Source organism: Acinetobacter calcoaceticus (assembly GCF_051947995.1).
Lineage (GTDB): Bacteria > Pseudomonadota > Gammaproteobacteria > Pseudomonadales > Moraxellaceae > Acinetobacter.
The window spans coordinates 51,341-68,509 of the sequence record NZ_JBLVVH010000009.1; the positions used below are offsets into that span (position 1 = coordinate 51,341).

Below are 17,169 nucleotides of genomic sequence, written 5' to 3' on the forward strand. Positions count from 1 at the left end.
GTTTATTGCGTGATCATCGGCAAGTTCAAGCCTTGCTCTTTGGCACAGTCAATTGCGATGTCATAACCCGCATCGGCATGACGCATCACCCCTGTTGCAGGGTCATTGGTCAGTACACGTGCAATACGTGCTGCTGCTTCATCTGTACCATCACACACAATCACCACACCTGAGTGTTGCGAGAAGCCCATACCTACACCACCGCCATGGTGCAATGACACCCAAGTCGCACCGCCAGCAGTATTCAATAAGGCATTCAATAATGGCCAGTCCGATACGGCATCAGAACCATCTTTCATTGATTCGGTTTCACGGTTCGGACTAGACACTGAACCTGAATCCAGATGGTCACGACCAATTACGATAGGCGCTGACAACTCACCACTACGCACCATTTCATTAAATGCCAAACCCAGTTTTGCACGCAAGCCTAAGCCCACCCAGCAAATACGTGCTGGCAAACCTTGGAAGCTAATACGTTCACGCGCCATATCTAACCAGCGATGTAAATGTTCATCATCTGGAATGAGTTCTTTTACTTTGGCATCTGTCTTATAGATATCTTCCGGGTCACCTGACAGTGCAGCCCAACGGAACGGACCAATACCACGGCAGAACAATGGACGGATATAGGCTGGAACAAAGCCTGGGAAATCAAAGGCATTTTCTACACCTTCATCTTGCGCCATTTGACGGATGTTGTTGCCATAATCAAAAGTTGGCACACCCATTTTCTGGAAGTCCAGCATGGCTTGAACATGTTTCGCCATCGATTGTTTCGCTGCTTTCACCACAACTTCTGGCTCAGTTTTAGCACGCTGACGGTACACTTCCCATGTCCAGCCAATTGGCAAATAACCATTTAATGGATCATGGGCGCTGGTTTGGTCAGTCACCATATCTGGATGCACACCACGACGAACCAATTCAGGTAAAATTTCAGCAGCATTGCCATGCAGTGCAATCGAAACCGCCTTACCTTCTTTGGTATATTTTTCAATACGCGCCAAAGCATCATCCAGATCAGTGGCTTGTTCATCGACATAACGGGTACGTAAACGGAAATCGATACTAGTTTGCTGGCATTCGATATTGAGTGAACATGCACCTGCAAGTGTTGCAGCCAAAGGTTGTGCACCACCCATACCGCCTAAACCAGCCGTTAATACCCAACGACCTTTCAAGTCACCGTTATAGTGCTGACGACCTGCTTCGACAAAGGTTTCATAAGTGCCTTGTACAATACCTTGGCTACCAATATAAATCCAAGAACCCGCTGTCATCTGGCCATACATTGCCAAACCTTTCGCATCCAGTTCATTGAAATGTTCCCAGTTCCCCCAATGAGGCACCAGATTCGAGTTGGCAATCAAAACACGTGGCGCATCTTTATGGGTTTTAAATACGCCTACTGGCTTACCCGATTGAACCAATAAAGTTTCATCTGTTTCTAAATTCTTTAGCGTTTCAACGATCTTGTCGAAACATTCCCAGTTACGTGCAGCACGACCGATACCACCGTAAACCACCAGTTCTTTTGGATTTTCTGCGACATCAGGATCTAGGTTATTCATCAACATACGCAGTGGCGCTTCTGTTAACCAGCTTTTGGCATTGAGCTGTGTACCACGCGGTGCGCGAATTTCCACATCACGAAATTTTGTTGTCGTTGTTGTCACAATCGGACTCCTTCCATTGAGTTTGAACCAGCAAATTAATCTGCTTTTACTGTATAGCAATGTATTAACTTGTATATACATCCATATACTACACAAAACTTTTATATTGAAAAGATGCTTTTCAACTCTTTTATGAAAATAAATTACAAACCAATGAAATAAATAGATTTATTTTTTGATCGACAATAAAAAACACATACAAGCTGGGGTCATATGTGTTTTTTTAAAAGTCTAAAAATTAGATTTTTGTGAGCTCAATGAGACAAGTCTGCTTTAAAAACTGTGACTTTATAAGCAATTTTTTTAATGTTTTTTGCTGCTCAATCTTGAGACTTTGCTGGTGTGCCAAATGAAAAACCTGCTGATCAACTTCAATTTCCAAAGGTTCTGGACTCTGATTAAAAATAAAAATCAGATCGGCTGAACTGAACATCTCAGTGCTGGCTGACTCAAATAGCCATTGGTAGCGAGAACGCCATTTTTCAGGATTATAGATCAGATTAAAGTCCCGAATTGGCCCGTCGATCAGTTCACAGCTGGTCTTTCGATCACCACTAAATTGCGCAGATTGTAAAGTTTTCAGATGTTCGGAATCATCGTCAATATTCAATACGATGCCAGAACCTTCCAGTACCGTGAGGATACGCTGCATGCCCTTAAAGAGGGAAAAATCACCCGAAGTTTTGACATCTGCCATGGAAATACGCCAATCAAACGTATCCAGACTGTCACCGTCACTTCGGGCAAGTTCAATGGTATAACCCGCCCCGTTTTTCCATAGCATCTGCTGATAATCAGCTATGTCTAAGTGTTGAATCATTGGGTAAATTTACCTTCCAGATAATAACGACTACCTGGATAAATCAATCGGGCACTGGAAATCAGCTGTTTATTCGACCAGGTACGACGACGAATCAACAGACAAGGCTCAGTCTTGTTGATTTTCAGCCATTTGCACTCTTGTGCTGAGGCTAAAATTGCGGTGACCACATGCTCACCTTCAGTCACCGGCGCTTTCGACATTAAATACGCATTCGGTGTAATACTTTTAAAATCTTGTGCCAAATAATCTGGAATCAACATCGGATCGACCAGTCGATCTTCAATCTGTACAGGCACATCATTTTCATAATGCACGATAATCGAGTGAAAGAGCTTTTGCCCTTCCCGAATCTGCATCAGCATACTTTGTTCGGCATTGGCCTGAATCTGTTCCAGCACCAAAACTTCAGCATGATGCTTGTGATTTCGTGCAATAATTTCTTCGGCAATGTTATTGACATGAAATAAAGCGGTACGCCCTTGTCCTTCTGCAACAAAAGAACCGACACCTTGGATACGCACCAATAAACCTTCACTGGTGAGCTCGCGTAAAGCCCGATTCACCGTCATGCGACTACAGCCCAGTAAATTGACCAATTCACTTTCTGAAGGAATCTTTTTGTTAACAGTCCAGCTTCCCTCATAAATCTTTTGTGAAATCATTTGCTTCACACGTAGATACAAAGGAACCGGACTATCTTCTTCTAAGGACAAATCTAAATCGTTTTGCTTTGTCGCTCTTGACATTGGCTAAAACTCATACTAAATATTCTAAGTCATTGTATATTGAATTGAGGCAAATTGTATATACAAGCCTATACAAATAAATAATTTAGACGAAATAGTATCCAAATCACCGTTTGAACCACTAAATTGATTGTGCCCTACACCGTATATCGTTTGCTTAAGCCCCATTCAGCCAAGATCCGGCGATACATCGCCGAAGAACGGTCTGCTTCAAAATGTGCTTCCATACTCATATCTAAAGGTAATTCTTCTGGCTTTTGCGCCTCCACCATCTCCTGATCCTCCGCAAAAATCTGTGCATTAAAATCATAGACAGCCTGTAAGTCCCCCGTGGTATCAAAATTACGGGTCAAGGGTACAAATAAACGGGTCTTGTTATGTGAGACGGGACAACAGGAATTTAAAATCTTCAACACCCCGTCATTCGGAAAATGAATGGTCAGTACGGCTGAAAATGGCGGATAAACGTCAAAGATCCGTTCCCATAAAAAATCATCAGGGGCTAAATGCTGCATCCCATGCGGATAGTTACTGACATTACTGATGTAATTGGTATGTAAGCCATAATCCGTACGCTCGGTCAAATATTTAGGTACCACAGGATTGTCTCGATCTGCAAAAGCCTGATGATGTACCCAGGCAAAGTGTGCGACATCAATAAAGCCTTCCAATTGACGACCGCTGGAACCTGCAATATCCACAGACGGTGGTAAAATGGCTTGATGTGCCGCACTCTCCCATGTGTCTAATACAGGAAAATTCGCCAAACTTTCATCTCTGCCGAGAATACTGGTCCAGACCAAGCCATATTTTAAAACCACAGGAAACTTGGTCAACGAAAAGCGCTCTGAAATGTGAGTTAAATCAGGTTGCGCTGGAATTTTGCTGCATTTGCCGTCTTCATTAAAATGTAAGCCATGATAAGGACAAATCAAAGTGTCTCCTTCAACCCAGCCCTTACTCAAAGGCACACCGCGGTGCGGGCAAATATCCCGAGCTAAATGAATCTGCCCTGTTTCGGTTTTATACAAAGCCAGATTCATATCCAGTAAGGTGACTTGCTGCGGTTTGCTGCTCACATCTTCGATACGTGCCACGGGATACCAATGCTGCGCAAGAATCTGCCAGTCCTGATCATCAAATTGGCTATGACATGGCTTATTTGGAAGATTGATGAATGGAATTGCGTTCATATCCTGTGCTCATTTTTAAGATTTTTCTCTTCATGAGCAGTGTGGAATAGATCAATATTCTCGTCTATTAGAATGATTTATATGCATCATTCTAAAAATTAGAACAGGCTGGGCACTAAAATTGCTTTTGCATCTGTATCAGTTTTTATATTGAGAGCCTATGATGGCACTGCCGTTTTCACGTTTTGCAGATTATTTTATTGCCGTTGCCAAAACAGGCAGTTTAAGAAAAGCGGCCGATCAACTTTTTATTTCTGTCTCCGCGGTACATCGACAAATCGTTTTGGCAGAAGAAGAACTCGGTGTGGCTTTATTTGAACGTTTGCCCAATGGACTCAAGCTGACCTTGGCTGGTGAATTACTCTATGCCGATCTACGCAGTTGGCAAAAAGAGTTTCAAGCTACACAAAAGCGTTTAAATGAAATCCAGGGTTTACAGCGCGGTTCTATTGATTTTGGAATGATTGCAGCGCTCAGTGAAAGTTTTGTCAGTACCGTGATGCAGTCGATTGCTCAGGAATATCCATGGATTAATTTTAAGCTTCGGGTCATGGACAGTGAGCGTATTGCTGATCTGGTAATCAATGCTGAACTCGACTTTGGCTTGATACTGAATCCCAAACATCAGCACCAATTACAGATCAGCGCCTTTATTGAAATGCCCTTGGGTTTCGTGATTCCCAAACAGCATGCTTTAGCCCATAAAGAAAAAATCTACTTTTCCGATACGCTGGAGTTCAATCATATTGTTGCTGCCGAACCATTGATTATTCATGATCATGTGCATGCACTCTATAAAAAGCATGACTTCAACCCAGCACACACAATCGAATGTAATGATATCCGTATGATGGTCTCATTGCTTAAGCAAAACTTAGGCATCAGCATCATGAGTTATCTAGATACAGCCCCATATATTGAAAATGGTACGTTTGAGTTTAGAACAATCAATGACCACGGCCTTCATCCAATTACGGTTGCACTTTGTACTGCACCAAAACGGCAACTTTCCCGGATTGCGCAAATCATGATGAATCAAATCATTATCGAGATGGAGGCACTAAAATCGCGCATGCAAAACAATATTCATCAATAAAATTGTATTTTTGCACCAAAACAAAACACACAAACCATTGATTTAAATCAATATAATATTTGACACTCAAAGATTCAATCGGGTAAGTTGATGTGAAGATTCACCTTTTTCACGATTCAGGCATTGCTATGGTTTGGCCCAATACAGACACTCATTTAACAGCAGATTATCCACGCGATATGGTCGGTTATGCCGATCAACCGCCCCATGCCCAATGGCCCAATCAAGCGAAAATCGCGGTGCAGTTTGTGTTGAATTATGAGGAAGGTGGTGAAAAACATATTCTGCATGGCGATGAAGGATCAGAGCAGTTTTTGTCTGAAATCAGTGGTGCAGAAAGTTATCCTGCACGGCATCTTTCAATGGACTCGATTTACGAATATGGTTCACGGGTCGGTTTCTGGCGCATTCAGCAGGAGTTTGCCAAACGTCAATTGCCCATGACCATTTTTGCCGTTGCGATGGCTTTACAACGTAATCCACTGGTGGTCGAAGCCATCAAACAACACAACTATGATGTGGTTTCACATGGCTTACGCTGGATTCATTATCAGAATATGGATATTGAAACCGAGAAACAACATATGCATGAAGCCATGCACATCCTTAAAGATTTGTTTGGTGAAATGCCGACAGGCTGGTATACAGGCCGTGATAGCCCCAATACCCGTCAATTATTGGCTGAATATGATCAGGTGCAATATGACAGTGATTATTACGGTGATGACTTACCTTTTTGGACAACACTCCGCAATGCAGCAGGTGCAACCCGTCCGCATTTAATTATTCCCTATACACTTGATACCAATGATATGAAATTTGCATCCCCTACGGGTTTTAATCGTAGTGAGGATTTTTTTGAATATTTAAAAGATGCTTTTGATGTCCTCTATGCAGAGGGAGCAACTCGTCCGAAAATGCTTTCGATTGGTATGCATTGCCGCATTTTAGGACGTCCTGCCCGCTTTAAGGCGTTACAACGCTTCTTGGATTATGTACAAAATCATGATCGGGTCTGGATTTGTACCCGTCAACAAATTGCTGAGCATTGGTATAAACATCATCCTTTTCAAGCTTAATTTTATTAAAGCGTCCTAAAGTGTCGTATATCCGATTTAAACAATTTATCCAAAGAAAATAAGTTTTAAGCTACTCCTTTGAAATAAGGAGATGATCAGGATGAAAGTACAATATTTTGCAGCGAGTACATTAGATGGATTTATTGCGACCGAAGACGATTCTTTAGAATGGTTATTTACATTAGGGGGACTAGATAACTCAAGTTATCCCACCTTTATTGCAAATGTTGGTGCGTTGGTCATGGGCTCGGCAACTTATGAATGGATATTGAATAACGCAGAGCAAGTTGCTGCCGAAACAGGTTCACCTTGGCCCTATACCCAGCCAGCCTGGGTGTTTTCCAGCCGTAAACTGCCCTTGATAGAAGGAGCAACTATCCATTTTGTGCAAGGAGACATCACTCCGGTTTATGCTGAAATACAATCCATCATTGCGGATAAGAATATCTGGATTGTAGGTGGTGGCGAATTGGCTGGACAGTTCTACGACGCCAATTTACTTGATGAACTTATTATACAAATTGGTTCAGTCACCCTTGGGAAAGGAAAAGCACTATTTCCCCGACGAGTACTTGCGCCAACACTTAAATTAATCTCCGTTCATCATATGGGTGAAGGTAGGGTTGAATTACATTATACCGTTGCACCCATATAAAATTAGCCAGATGTTGAATGCCTTAAATGATCTATTGCCTTAAATGATTTATTTATCTACCTTACTAGAGAACAGCAAAGCAATTGGCAACCCCCTCAACTCAGCCGAAACAACCTATTCTGTTAAATAAAATGGATGATTCGGAAAAATTTTCCAATCTTTTAGCTGATACAATTTTATGACCTGATTGCGAATCGACAACATGTGTCTATACGGCATTTCTTAATGCCCAAATGGAAAATAACTTAAAAGGAAGAATACTTATGGCGCTTATTTCATGCCCCGAATGCAGCAGTCAGGTTTCGACCCAAGCCAACTCCTGCCCGCATTGCGGTTATCCGCTGCAGACCCAACGTCACACGCCCGAGTCAGGGGCATTACAATCACCGCATGTCTTGAGCCGCGCCATCATGGCACTCGGTGCTTGGCTGGTCACACCCTGGATCGCGCGACTTCTGTTCGGACTAGCGGTGCTTGTCTTCGCCTATTTTTTGCTCAAGAGTAAATAATTGATCTTAATGAAATAACTACATCACCTTGTTGTGGAGTTGTACACGTGATTTTTATTAAGCAACATAGGCATTTGAAAGATTTAAAGCGACTTAATTAAAACAAAACACGATCAATATATAAGTAGAGTAATTAGACATGTTTTCAATGAACAGGTTCATGGTGCTGGGAATGGCATTGCTCGCTTGCTCCTGCACGAAGTTACCCTCGGCTGACGAGCAAAAGACCAATGATGCGACTGCGAAAACTGCCAAAGTCGCAGCCAAGTCCGCCGGGGATGTCGACTTCCCGGTGATCCCGCAAATCGTTGTGCCAGAGATCATCGGCATTGGCCCGGCCCAGCGAGCACTGGAAGCATCAATGCAAGACATCATTGATCCAGTTGCTGGTATTAGCGTTAAGCCCGCTCACTGTGCGACCGACGGCGCATTACTCAACGATGCAGGCATCACCAGCATGGATGCGCAAGGCAATCTATCGCGTAACGGTAATGAAGGCATCTTCCATATCAACGCAGATGGCAGTGGCACCGCCAACTATGAAGGCGGCGTCATCGTCGTCAACGCAGACGGTAGTGGTACAATCAACGGTAATGGCGACGGTGGTGCTGACGATGGGATCATCTCGGTCGAGGCCGACGGTTCGGGCACATATAACGGCAAGTACGGCATCATCGTACTGGACGGCAAAGGTGGCGGCACCTGGAACGGTGAACATGGTGTGATTCGTAACGAAGGTGATGGTTCAGGTAGTTGGAACGGTCCGCAAGGCATTGTCACGATCAACGCCGATGGCAGCGGTACCTGGAACGGTCCACACGGGTTGGTGAGCAACGATGGCAAAGGGAACGGCAGCATAGGTACACCAGCACGTCAAGTGAAAATGGCACCAATTCCCAAGGTCGCGCCAGCTGGCAAGTTTCCACCGTTAAAAAAATTCGCTCCATCAGGCGCGCCATGCGGGTTCATCATCACTCTCAATGATCAGGTGTTGTTCGATTTCGACAAGTCGGATATCCGTCCTGACGCAGCCAAGGTGCTGGACAGCTTGGCCGTGGCCTTGCAGAAAGTACCAGCCAAGGCAATAGAAATTCGCGGTCATACCGATGCCAAGGGCAGTGATGCCTACAATCTGGATTTGTCCGAACGCCGTGCCAAATCAGTGGGCATGGCCTTGCGCCAGCGTGGTGCTGCAGCTGCCGCCAGTACACATGGTTACGGCGAGTCGCAGCCTGTAGCGCCCAACGAGGTCAGCGGCCAAGACAACCCCGCCGGCAGACAGTTGAACCGACGGGTGGAAATCTTCGTGCGCACTTAATGATGCCAGCAGGCAACAATGGTCACGTTTTATGCTCGTAAGCGCATTGCAATAGCTCAGTATTGCAATGCGCATTTGATGAACGATTAAACCTTGGATCTTGTCTATATAGATTTCAATCTAACAACTGATGATTAGGCTATTTTTGCCATGTCCATACTCCGCTGTTGTAACAGCTTCACCGCTTGCTTGGCTTGCCAAGCCAACTCCATCATATCCAGATCAGGAACCTGATCATTTTCCATCACCATTTTCCCGGCTACAAACATCGCCTTAATATGCGCGCGTCCGCCACTTGCCACAGGTCCAATCGCCATATCATGTAATCCAAAATAACGAGGATCATCTAACTGATATATGACCAAGTCAGCCTGTTGCCCCACCTCGATTGTCCCGACTTGATCAAGCCCTAAAATCTTGGCTCCCCCCACCGTTCCCCAACGGATTACATCCTCAATACGGGCAGCATCTGCACCCCCTTCAAATTGTCCGCCCTCATATTGTGGCTTGGCTAACATCCCCTTTCTGGCTCGCTGCAATAACCAAGCGGCATGGGTTTCAGATAACATATCTGCAGCCTCATTGGAACCTGCACCATCTACCCCGATCGAAATCGTCATGCCTGCCTGTTCCAAAGCAACCAGATCGGCAATACCACTCCCCAAACGGGCATTACTCTGAGGACAATGCGCAATACCTGTTTTGGTCTGACCCAGCAACTGAATTTCTTCGGGTAATAATTTCACCAGATGGGCAAACCAGACATCACTGCCAATCCAGTCCTGCTCGGCACAGAACTGGACTGGGGTCATGCCAAACTTGGCGCGTGCAGCATCCAGATAATCCACCGTTTCAGATAAATGGCTATGCATCCGAATCCCCAATTGTCTGGCGATTTTGGCACTTTCCCGTAATTGCTGTGCTGTAGTCGAATGTAAAGTCGAGGTCGGTGCCATCACGATTTTTCGGAAAGCATCTGAATCTGGTTGATGATAGTGCTGCACCAAACGCTCAATATCCGCCATATAGTCTTCAAACTTTTCAGGGCGTAGGGCTTGAGGCAATTCACTTTCCAAGCCACGTGTAAGTGTTGCCCCACCACGACACAACACAAAGCGCATACCCAGTTTTTCGGCTTCATCAAATAAAATCGCAGCGCCATCAAACGGCATCTTGGGCCAATACAAATAATGATGGTCGGCTACCGTTGCACACCCCGAACGTAATAGCTCGACAAGACCAATCCGCACTGCAACCCGAAAAGTTGCTTCATCGAATGCTCTACGGAACCGATATGGTGTACTGGCAAGCCATGAGGTCAGGTTTTGATTTAAACCTTGTGGCTCACCCTTTAACAAGGACTGAAATAAATGATGATGAGTATTTACCCATGCTGGGTAGATCACACAATCTTGAGCATTCACAACCTGTTCATTCGGCTGAGCACTTAACCGCCCTATTTCAGTAATCTTACCTGACTGGATACGGATATCAGTGGATGAACAACGCGCTGCGTCACCAGATAATCCCGTTAAAATGGCATGGGCATTTTGAATTAAATAGCTTTGATTTAATTGCTTTGAACTCATACTTGTTCACTCTCATGCCATTTACTTAGAAAAAATTGGCTTAATAAAGACATCACGACAAATAAGCCCAAACCCGTACAGGTTATCAGGAATAAGGCAGCAAACATCAGCGGTAAATCCAGTTGAAAACCTGCTTGCAAGATTTGATAAGCCAAGCCTGCACTGGTGCCGCCCGCGCCGGCAACGAACTCGGAAACTACAGCACCAATCAGCGCCAAGCCACAGGAAATCCGCAAGCCACCAAAGAAATAAGGCAACGCATTCGGCACACGTAAGCGCATCAGAATTTGCCAGCGACTGGCTTTATTGATTTGGAAAAGGTTAAGCAAGCCTTTATTAACACTACGCAAACCTAAAGTGGTATTGGTTAATATAGGAAAAACCGCAACCAGCATGGCACACACCACCAACGCCAAAGTTGTATTTTGAATCCAGATGATGACTAGAGGTGCAATCGCGACAATCGGTGTGACCTGAAATAAAATGGCATACGGCATAAAACAGGCTTCGAGCACGCGACTTTGTACAAACACAAAAGCGATCAATGTGCCAATCATTACGGCGCAGACAAAAGCCAATAAGGTGATTTTTAAAGTCACCCATAAACTGCCAAATAACATACTGGATTGATGAATCAACGCCATCACAATATCGCTGGGCTTGGGTACCACATAAACCGGCACCGCAAGCTGCTGGAAGCTCAACTGCCAAATCAGCAAGAAGACCAGCCCCAACCCGAGCGGAGCTGCGATACGTTGTACGGTTGGATGTTGTATCAAGGGTTTAATCATGAGCATGCCCTCCGCTTGCCTCAGCCAGTAATTGCGATAGATGCGAACATTGTCGGATAAAAATGTCTGAGCTTCGGAAAGTGTCGTCACGTAAATAAGGTCCTTCAATGTCCAGATCGGCGACTACCCGCCCAGGCCGTGCGCCCATCACAATAACCCGTGAAGACAGATACACAGCCTCATAAATACTATGCGTGACAAACACCACCGTGAGATCTCGTTCTGACCATAATTGCCGGATATCACTATCCAGTTTATGGCGAGTAAACTCATCCAAAGCGCCAAAAGGTTCATCCATTAACAACAAGTCTGGTTCCGTCACCAGTGCTCGAGCCAATGAAGCACGCATTTGCATTCCCCCTGAAAGTTCGCGTGGATAGGCTTTGCTAAACTTCTCTAAACCTACAGCTGCTAAAGCCGCCATCACTTTCGGGGTACTCACTGATTTTGAGATATGTTGTAAATCGAGAGGCAAACGCACATTGTCTTCGATATTGGCCCATGGCATCAGCGTTGCCTCCTGAAACACCATGGCCATTTTGCATTGCGATTGCATCTCAGCCTTGCCATTCCAGCGCACCACACCCGCAGAAGGCTGCTCCAGATCGGCAAACATTTTTAGCAAGGTACTTTTACCGCAACCTGACGGCCCCAGTAATGAAACAATTTCACCGCGGGCAATATTTAAATCTAATCGTTGTAAGGCGTTGGTGCCATTTGGATAGGTTTTTTCAACCCCTCTGGCCATAATCATCGGCGTAATAAAGCTCGAAGACTCAGGTATTGGCGTATCTATTGGTAAAGCAGAATTCATGTGATTTCCCCTTGATGCAAATGCGCTATTTTATTAACCCTTTCACCATGGCTTCCTTGTAAGGAAAGTATCTAAGATTATTTGGCTGCTTTAATAAACTGCGTGGTATAAGCGGTTTTCCAATTGGTTTTAGTGTTCAGCAACCCTGCACTCACCATAAAATCTCGCGTTGCTTTCCAACGTGCATCCGTCATGACGCCAATGCCTTGAGTCTTGGCATCTCCACCATCAATCAACTTCAATTTGCGCATTTGTCCTACAGCAAAAGTGAGTAGTTCATCATTCATATTCGGGTTTTCTTTTTTAATGATGCTATTACCCAAACGTGGATCGGCTAAGTAATTTTTCCATCCCTCCATCGATGCCTGAACAAAACGGCGTAGTACCTCTGGTTTGTTTTGAATCACATCATTACGGGTCACCAAGATACCGCCGTAGGCTGGATAACCCGCATCAGCAAATAAAAAGAAATGACTCGAAGGTTCTGCTTTTTTGGCCTGAAAAACCTCAGATGTGGCATAGGCTTGTTGTGCGACATTTTTGCCTGCTAAAAAAGGCTGCATATTGAAGGTATACGGGCGAGCTTGTGCTGCATCTAATTTATATTTGCCTTTTAACCAAGGCCACCAGCTTGCTTGTCCACTGGTCGAGACCAGAATCGTTTTTCCTTTCAGATCGGCCAAAGACTTTACATCGCTATGGGTTAGTACACCTTGCGGATCAAACTGGAATGGTGCTGCCACCGCTTTGATAGGAAAGTTGCTTTCGATGCCTTTTAGGACCTGTAGATCATAATTAATAATAATATCGGCTCGCTTGGACAATAATAAGCTCATGTTATTGACCTGCGGCCCGCCGATTTTGATATCGACATCAAGTCCGTATTTTTTATAAATTCCCTGTGCCAGTGCCTGATAATATCCACCTTGCTCGGCTTGCGCATACCATGTGGTTTGTAAAACAAGTTTATCGGCTGCAAAACTGGTTGAGCTGATAACTATTGCCAACCCCAATAACGCGCCCGCAATTACAGTACGTCGCCCTTTGCCTACATAGTGCTGAATATTCATAAATAAGACCCCTAAATCTGTATGGATTCATCTTGCTATTCTTTTTAGGGGGATAATCAATGTATAAGTACACATTTCTCTCAAAGCCAAATCAATTGGCTTTGTCCCCGAAAGAGGAACAGCAAACGCTGTAGAGCAATGTCCCGTATGTTCACAACATACTGACCGCTTATACTCAATCATGATTTAGCAAGCTCTGTGCCAAGATTGATTCCACCTTGTTTTTGTTGGTAATTCTCTAGGCCGGATTTATTTTTAATTGTTCTAAGATGAATAAACTGTATTGAGTCTTTGGTTTTGAGTGCAGTTTAATGGTGCATTCAGTAAGTGCAGATGCACCTTAAATGAACTACCTACTGGACAAATGGATGTTTTAAATAGCCATGTTGCATATTAACAATTATTCTAAAACTGGGTTTTAAAAAATAAGTAGCCATCAAGTTCCCGACACACATTCCTCGAAGTACCCATCAATCGTCACTATAGCGGGTAAAAAATCCAAATGTTGTGGTGACTCAAAAATAATCATTATATTGATCCGACTATCTTCACCACCAAAATAGTTTTCATCGGAAACCTCTATTTCACAAGGGGAAAGATACTGCCAGATATGATGCACATCAGAACCAAAGTCGCTTGGAAGAAGTTCACAATCCTCAAAAACATCAACCATTGCCTTACTTGCCAATGCCTTGATGGACGCGACATCAGAAAGCAAACGAGCCATTGCTGCAATCTGCGCATCTGTTGGACCATCACGTTTTGCTCGAACAATAACCCTAAGCATCCCTTCGAATGCATCAAGTTCAACTTCTCCCAGCCAATATGCACTGCCATATTTCAATCTTCCAAATGGTGGACAATTCACTGTATGCCGATTAAATACGCTCATTACTGTCCTTTCTTGCAGATAGCTTAACCATTGAATTAATTTTACGCAGTGTGAATTAAACCATTCAACATAGCTCAAAATTCAGGCCGATCTTAACATCAATCTATTTCACTTTATAAACTGGCACAAAAACTGCTTCATCCTTTCTGTCAGAGTAGAAGCGTTCAGCATAGTCAGTCACATCGGCTGTTATGTGGGTCATTGCTCAGAAATCAGCTCACTTTTCCCACCCAGCTTTCTCTTATGGAAAAAGTGCAGCTTTTTTTTGAATGTGACCCCGTCTCTTTCAATTCATTTGATTGGGTCACGGTTTATCCAGAAGATGAGGTTGAAATATGAATAGCGCCAACATGTCTGCATTAGCGGAAAATGACTACAGCTTAGAAGAACTGCAAAAAGAAGCGCGTATGGGCGCTTTAGGTCAAGAGACCTTTGAACGTGAAGTTCGGGTGATTGATTTATCCAACTTTGAACAACGTAAATATGAAATTGCCGAACAGCTTTGGGCAGCAGCAACGGATATTGGTTTTTTTCAGGTCTCGCATCATGGTATTCCACTTGAGCAGATTCAAACCGCATTTGATATGACACAACAGTTTTTTGCTCTGCCTGAACCCGTCAAAGCGCGTTACCCGCTCAATCGCAATGCAGGTTGGGAAAGTAAGGCGCAGGTACGTCCATCAACCAGTACCCCAGACCAGAAAGAATCCTACCAAATCACTCGTCCACGAATGGATGGACTTTATCCGACCGAGCAAGAGCTACCCGACTTTAAAAATACCATGCTGGAATTTGAACGGGCCTGCTGGCAAGTGGGCATGAAAATACTCTCCTGTTTCGCTTATAAACTGGGTTTTGCAGACAACTTTTTTAGCCTTGCCCATGATCCGGAACAAGACAGCTATCAAAGTACTTTAAGAATGTTGCATTACTATGCCATTGATCCTGCTTTAAAAGATCAATTGGGGCTATGGCGTGCCGGTGCACATACCGATTTTGATTGTTTAACCCTACTGTTCCAGCGTAAAGGACAAGGCGGCCTGCAAGTCTGCCCAGGTAAAGATATGGAGCAACAACAATGGACCAGTATTGAGCCGCGGGATGATGTCATCACCTGTAATATTGGCGATATGCTGATGCGTTGGAGTGATGACCAATTACCTTCTAATTTCCATCGGGTCAAAAATCCGGAAGCAGATGAATATCAAGGGCCGCGTTATAGTCTGGCATTCTTCTGCCAAGCCAATGAAGATGTGCTGATTGAAAGTCCTCAAAAGAAATATCCAGCAATTACAGCCAAAGAATATTTAAAACAACGCATCAGTGCGAATTTTAAAGGGAAATATTAATCGTTGATTCCTTGTAGACAGAGGCAGATGGTCTCTGTCTGCCATTAAAAATTATCGATTTATTTTTTTCCGTGATCTCTTCTTGGTTCTTTTAGATACCACTTTTTGGGAAATAATAATTTTTCCAGTGCCTAATCCTCGGAAAAAATAGTTAACAAGATAAATAAATAAAAAACCAAAATAAAAAAATGGGAATATGGTAAAGATACTAAACGTACTTTCCCAAAAAAGTACACCGATCCGATAATTATAACCTAACTGGATAAGTGCACCTCTACGACTACCATCCTGAAAGGAGATATTATCCAAAAGAAAATGGATCAGACCCATTAAAAAACAAAAGAAAAACATTCCTGAAACAATCGTTTTTTTAATCCAAGGCTTCTCCAGCCACGGATATTTCTTCGATGCCTCAAACTCAGCCTGAAAGAATTTACTATAAATTTTTTCCTGAAACGCTTTGTTCACGCCTATTTTCTTAATAAATAACAGGCATATGCAACAGCCCGCGACAAAAGTTAAAACAGTACAATAAATACTTGAAAGAATAGTAAAAAATGGCAATGGACCTTTGGTCCCTACCGTAATCAACATCTGCTCTGTGATATAACGATAAATCTCAAATTGCCACTGATTGCGTGGATATGCTGGAAATAAAAGTAAAGGTGGGACAAACAGAATCAATAAAAATACGAGTAGAACTTTATTCTGTTTCTTGTGCTTTGCTTGTTGTTCAAGCGCCAAACGTCTTCGTTCTAATTTCTCCTGCTTCTTTTGCTTTGTATGCTGTTCAAGCAATTCTCTTGCTACATAGCGTTTTGTTGACATAGAAAATTAGAATAAATATTTAGGTGGTCTACAAAAAAATCTTAATTAAAAAAATAAAAAGATACGAATATTAATATGCTTGAGAATTCTAAATTAAAACGAATCTCCTTCCAATCTTCTAAGGTAAATATATTTTTTCAATATACAGTCAGAGATTAACGATCGCTGACTGTGCTAAAGCTTCACTGATCCATACAGGTTGAGATAAATGATACACATCACAATTACTGCCGCCACCAATACGATCGACCACGAGAAAATCACTATGGGCTTCCAAAGTAATTAAAGGGTGGTGCCATATACCCTGATGATAAGTAATCCCCTGTTGTCCGTTACTCATAAATGCATAAATCCTTTGTTCATCGGGACGATCCTGATCAAAAGGCAGTGCCACAACAATAATAAATTTCTGCTGCTGTAAAGGAATAAAGGACTGTGAACCATAAGGATGTCGTTCCAGCATCTCAATTTGAAATGGAATCTGAGTTGCAAATAAATTGTGAAAAATGCTCATCCCAACAGCAACATGATCACCTGAAATTTGTGCCAGTGATAAGGCGTGATAACGCTCAGTGAGTCCCTGATTAATCGGGATAAAGTCTTTGCCGCTCTTTTCAATGACCTCCCCAAAAGCAGCAAAACTGTCCTGAGTTAAAGGCTGGATTACAATATTTTTTTCATGCATAGGTGGATTCTCTTCCATTTCTTATCGGCCTCATGGGATCACAATGAGGCCAT

At 43.4% G+C, this 17,169-nt stretch carries 17 protein-coding genes; 6 read left to right on the top strand and 11 right to left on the bottom strand.

The genetic code is table 11. The features are described 5' to 3' along the window. Positions 1–2: 2 nt before the first annotated feature. The 4 genes from hutU to ACNQO6_RS15475 all read right to left on the bottom strand — a co-directional run bounded on the left by hutU (position 3) and on the right by ACNQO6_RS15475 (position 4,441). Positions 3–1,679, bottom strand: a complete 1,677-nt coding sequence (gene hutU, locus ACNQO6_RS15460) for a urocanate hydratase (protein WP_440209546.1) — start codon at positions 1,677–1,679, stop codon at positions 3–5. A gap of 238 nt (positions 1,680–1,917) precedes the next feature. Next, positions 1,918–2,499, bottom strand: coding sequence for a HutD/Ves family protein (locus ACNQO6_RS15465; RefSeq protein WP_440209547.1), 582 nt, complete (start codon positions 2,497–2,499; stop codon positions 1,918–1,920). Further along, the gene (hutC, locus tag ACNQO6_RS15470; RefSeq protein WP_005231077.1) at positions 2,496–3,248 is read right to left on the bottom strand and encodes a histidine utilization repressor; all 753 of its coding nucleotides are present in this window, start codon (positions 3,246–3,248) and stop codon (positions 2,496–2,498) included. Before hutC ends, ACNQO6_RS15465 begins: the two co-directional genes overlap by 4 nt. A gap of 137 nt (positions 3,249–3,385) precedes the next feature. Then, positions 3,386–4,441 carry a Rieske 2Fe-2S domain-containing protein gene (locus ACNQO6_RS15475; protein ID WP_440209548.1) on the bottom strand — a complete coding sequence of 352 codons (1,056 nt, stop codon included), beginning with the start codon at positions 4,439–4,441 and terminating at the stop codon, positions 3,386–3,388. A 163-nt stretch (positions 4,442–4,604) separates the two neighbouring features. On the opposite strand from ACNQO6_RS15475, the gene ACNQO6_RS15480 reads away from it, so the two are divergent. The 5 genes from ACNQO6_RS15480 (at position 4,605) to ACNQO6_RS15500 (ending at position 9,098) form a co-directional block, all read left to right on the top strand. Further along, positions 4,605–5,537: a LysR family transcriptional regulator gene (locus ACNQO6_RS15480; RefSeq protein ID WP_440209549.1), complete on the top strand. Its 933-nt coding sequence runs from the start codon at positions 4,605–4,607 to the stop codon at positions 5,535–5,537. A gap of 128 nt (positions 5,538–5,665) precedes the next feature. Next, complete coding sequence (gene puuE / locus ACNQO6_RS15485; RefSeq protein ID WP_343579919.1) at positions 5,666–6,616, top strand: allantoinase PuuE; 951 nt, start codon at positions 5,666–5,668, stop codon at positions 6,614–6,616. Between the two features lie 100 nt (positions 6,617–6,716). Next, the gene (locus tag ACNQO6_RS15490) at positions 6,717–7,271 is read left to right on the top strand and encodes a dihydrofolate reductase family protein (RefSeq protein WP_440209550.1); all 555 of its coding nucleotides are present in this window, start codon (positions 6,717–6,719) and stop codon (positions 7,269–7,271) included. Positions 7,272–7,534: 263 nt separating this feature from the next. Further along, complete coding sequence (locus ACNQO6_RS15495; protein WP_032867068.1) at positions 7,535–7,780, top strand: zinc ribbon domain-containing protein; 246 nt, start codon at positions 7,535–7,537, stop codon at positions 7,778–7,780. 139 nt (positions 7,781–7,919) lie between these two features. After that, positions 7,920–9,098, top strand: coding sequence for an OmpA family protein (locus ACNQO6_RS15500; RefSeq protein ID WP_440209551.1), 1,179 nt, complete (start codon positions 7,920–7,922; stop codon positions 9,096–9,098). Positions 9,099–9,232: 134 nt separating this feature from the next. Here the strand turns inward: ACNQO6_RS15500 and ACNQO6_RS15505 are convergent, their stop codons facing one another. The 5 genes from ACNQO6_RS15505 to ACNQO6_RS15525 all read right to left on the bottom strand — a co-directional run bounded on the left by ACNQO6_RS15505 (position 9,233) and on the right by ACNQO6_RS15525 (position 14,254). Next, positions 9,233–10,687, bottom strand: a complete 1,455-nt coding sequence (locus ACNQO6_RS15505) for an amidohydrolase family protein (RefSeq protein ID WP_440209552.1) — start codon at positions 10,685–10,687, stop codon at positions 9,233–9,235. Next, positions 10,684–11,478: an ABC transporter permease gene (locus tag ACNQO6_RS15510; protein WP_436870617.1), complete on the bottom strand. Its 795-nt coding sequence runs from the start codon at positions 11,476–11,478 to the stop codon at positions 10,684–10,686. The genes ACNQO6_RS15505 and ACNQO6_RS15510 overlap by 4 nt, the downstream gene beginning before the upstream one ends. Beyond that, positions 11,471–12,292 carry an ABC transporter ATP-binding protein gene (locus ACNQO6_RS15515; protein ID WP_440209553.1) on the bottom strand — a complete coding sequence of 274 codons (822 nt, stop codon included), beginning with the start codon at positions 12,290–12,292 and terminating at the stop codon, positions 11,471–11,473. The genes ACNQO6_RS15510 and ACNQO6_RS15515 overlap by 8 nt, the downstream gene beginning before the upstream one ends. A gap of 77 nt (positions 12,293–12,369) precedes the next feature. Further along, positions 12,370–13,362, bottom strand: a complete 993-nt coding sequence (locus tag ACNQO6_RS15520; RefSeq protein WP_440209554.1) for an ABC transporter substrate-binding protein — start codon at positions 13,360–13,362, stop codon at positions 12,370–12,372. 436 nt (positions 13,363–13,798) lie between these two features. Beyond that, a complete protein-coding gene (locus tag ACNQO6_RS15525) occupies positions 13,799–14,254 on the bottom strand; it encodes a hypothetical protein (RefSeq protein ID WP_440209555.1) in 456 nt (151 codons plus the stop codon). A 335-nt stretch (positions 14,255–14,589) separates the two neighbouring features. Here ACNQO6_RS15525 and ACNQO6_RS15530 point away from each other — a divergent pair, with 335 nt between their 5' ends. Continuing rightward, the gene (locus ACNQO6_RS15530) at positions 14,590–15,603 is read left to right on the top strand and encodes an isopenicillin N synthase family dioxygenase (protein ID WP_343581755.1); all 1,014 of its coding nucleotides are present in this window, start codon (positions 14,590–14,592) and stop codon (positions 15,601–15,603) included. 51 nt (positions 15,604–15,654) lie between these two features. On the opposite strand, the gene ACNQO6_RS15535 is transcribed toward ACNQO6_RS15530, so the two are convergent. Both ACNQO6_RS15535 and ACNQO6_RS15540 read right to left on the bottom strand, forming a co-directional pair. Next, positions 15,655–16,431, bottom strand: a complete 777-nt coding sequence (locus tag ACNQO6_RS15535) for a hypothetical protein (protein WP_440209556.1) — start codon at positions 16,429–16,431, stop codon at positions 15,655–15,657. 148 nt (positions 16,432–16,579) lie between these two features. Beyond that, complete coding sequence (locus ACNQO6_RS15540; protein ID WP_440209557.1) at positions 16,580–17,116, bottom strand: ureidoglycolate lyase; 537 nt, start codon at positions 17,114–17,116, stop codon at positions 16,580–16,582. Between the last annotated feature and the right edge of the window lie 53 nt (positions 17,117–17,169).

What these genes read in the sequence shown, in the direction of transcription:
- ACNQO6_RS15465 (WP_440209547.1), bottom strand. Translation starts at nt 2,499, where the DNA reads ATGATTCAACACTTAGACATAGCTGATTATCAGCAGATGCTATGGAAA.
- hutC (WP_005231077.1), bottom strand. Translation starts at nt 3,248, where the DNA reads ATGTCAAGAGCGACAAAGCAAAACGATTTAGATTTGTCCTTAGAAGAA.
- ACNQO6_RS15475 (WP_440209548.1), bottom strand. Translation starts at nt 4,441, where the DNA reads ATGAACGCAATTCCATTCATCAATCTTCCAAATAAGCCATGTCATAGC.
- ACNQO6_RS15480 (WP_440209549.1), top strand. Translation starts at nt 4,605, where the DNA reads ATGGCACTGCCGTTTTCACGTTTTGCAGATTATTTTATTGCCGTTGCC.
- puuE (WP_343579919.1), top strand. Translation starts at nt 5,666, where the DNA reads ATGGTTTGGCCCAATACAGACACTCATTTAACAGCAGATTATCCACGC.
- ACNQO6_RS15490 (WP_440209550.1), top strand. Translation starts at nt 6,717, where the DNA reads ATGAAAGTACAATATTTTGCAGCGAGTACATTAGATGGATTTATTGCG.
- ACNQO6_RS15495 (WP_032867068.1), top strand. Translation starts at nt 7,535, where the DNA reads ATGGCGCTTATTTCATGCCCCGAATGCAGCAGTCAGGTTTCGACCCAA.
- ACNQO6_RS15500 (WP_440209551.1), top strand. Translation starts at nt 7,920, where the DNA reads ATGTTTTCAATGAACAGGTTCATGGTGCTGGGAATGGCATTGCTCGCT.
- ACNQO6_RS15505 (WP_440209552.1), bottom strand. Translation starts at nt 10,687, where the DNA reads ATGAGTTCAAAGCAATTAAATCAAAGCTATTTAATTCAAAATGCCCAT.
- ACNQO6_RS15510 (WP_436870617.1), bottom strand. Translation starts at nt 11,478, where the DNA reads ATGATTAAACCCTTGATACAACATCCAACCGTACAACGTATCGCAGCT.
- ACNQO6_RS15515 (WP_440209553.1), bottom strand. Translation starts at nt 12,292, where the DNA reads ATGAATTCTGCTTTACCAATAGATACGCCAATACCTGAGTCTTCGAGC.
- ACNQO6_RS15520 (WP_440209554.1), bottom strand. Translation starts at nt 13,362, where the DNA reads ATGAATATTCAGCACTATGTAGGCAAAGGGCGACGTACTGTAATTGCG.
- ACNQO6_RS15525 (WP_440209555.1), bottom strand. Translation starts at nt 14,254, where the DNA reads ATGAGCGTATTTAATCGGCATACAGTGAATTGTCCACCATTTGGAAGA.
- ACNQO6_RS15530 (WP_343581755.1), top strand. Translation starts at nt 14,590, where the DNA reads ATGAATAGCGCCAACATGTCTGCATTAGCGGAAAATGACTACAGCTTA.
- ACNQO6_RS15535 (WP_440209556.1), bottom strand. Translation starts at nt 16,431, where the DNA reads ATGTCAACAAAACGCTATGTAGCAAGAGAATTGCTTGAACAGCATACA.
- ACNQO6_RS15540 (WP_440209557.1), bottom strand. Translation starts at nt 17,116, where the DNA reads ATGCATGAAAAAAATATTGTAATCCAGCCTTTAACTCAGGACAGTTTT.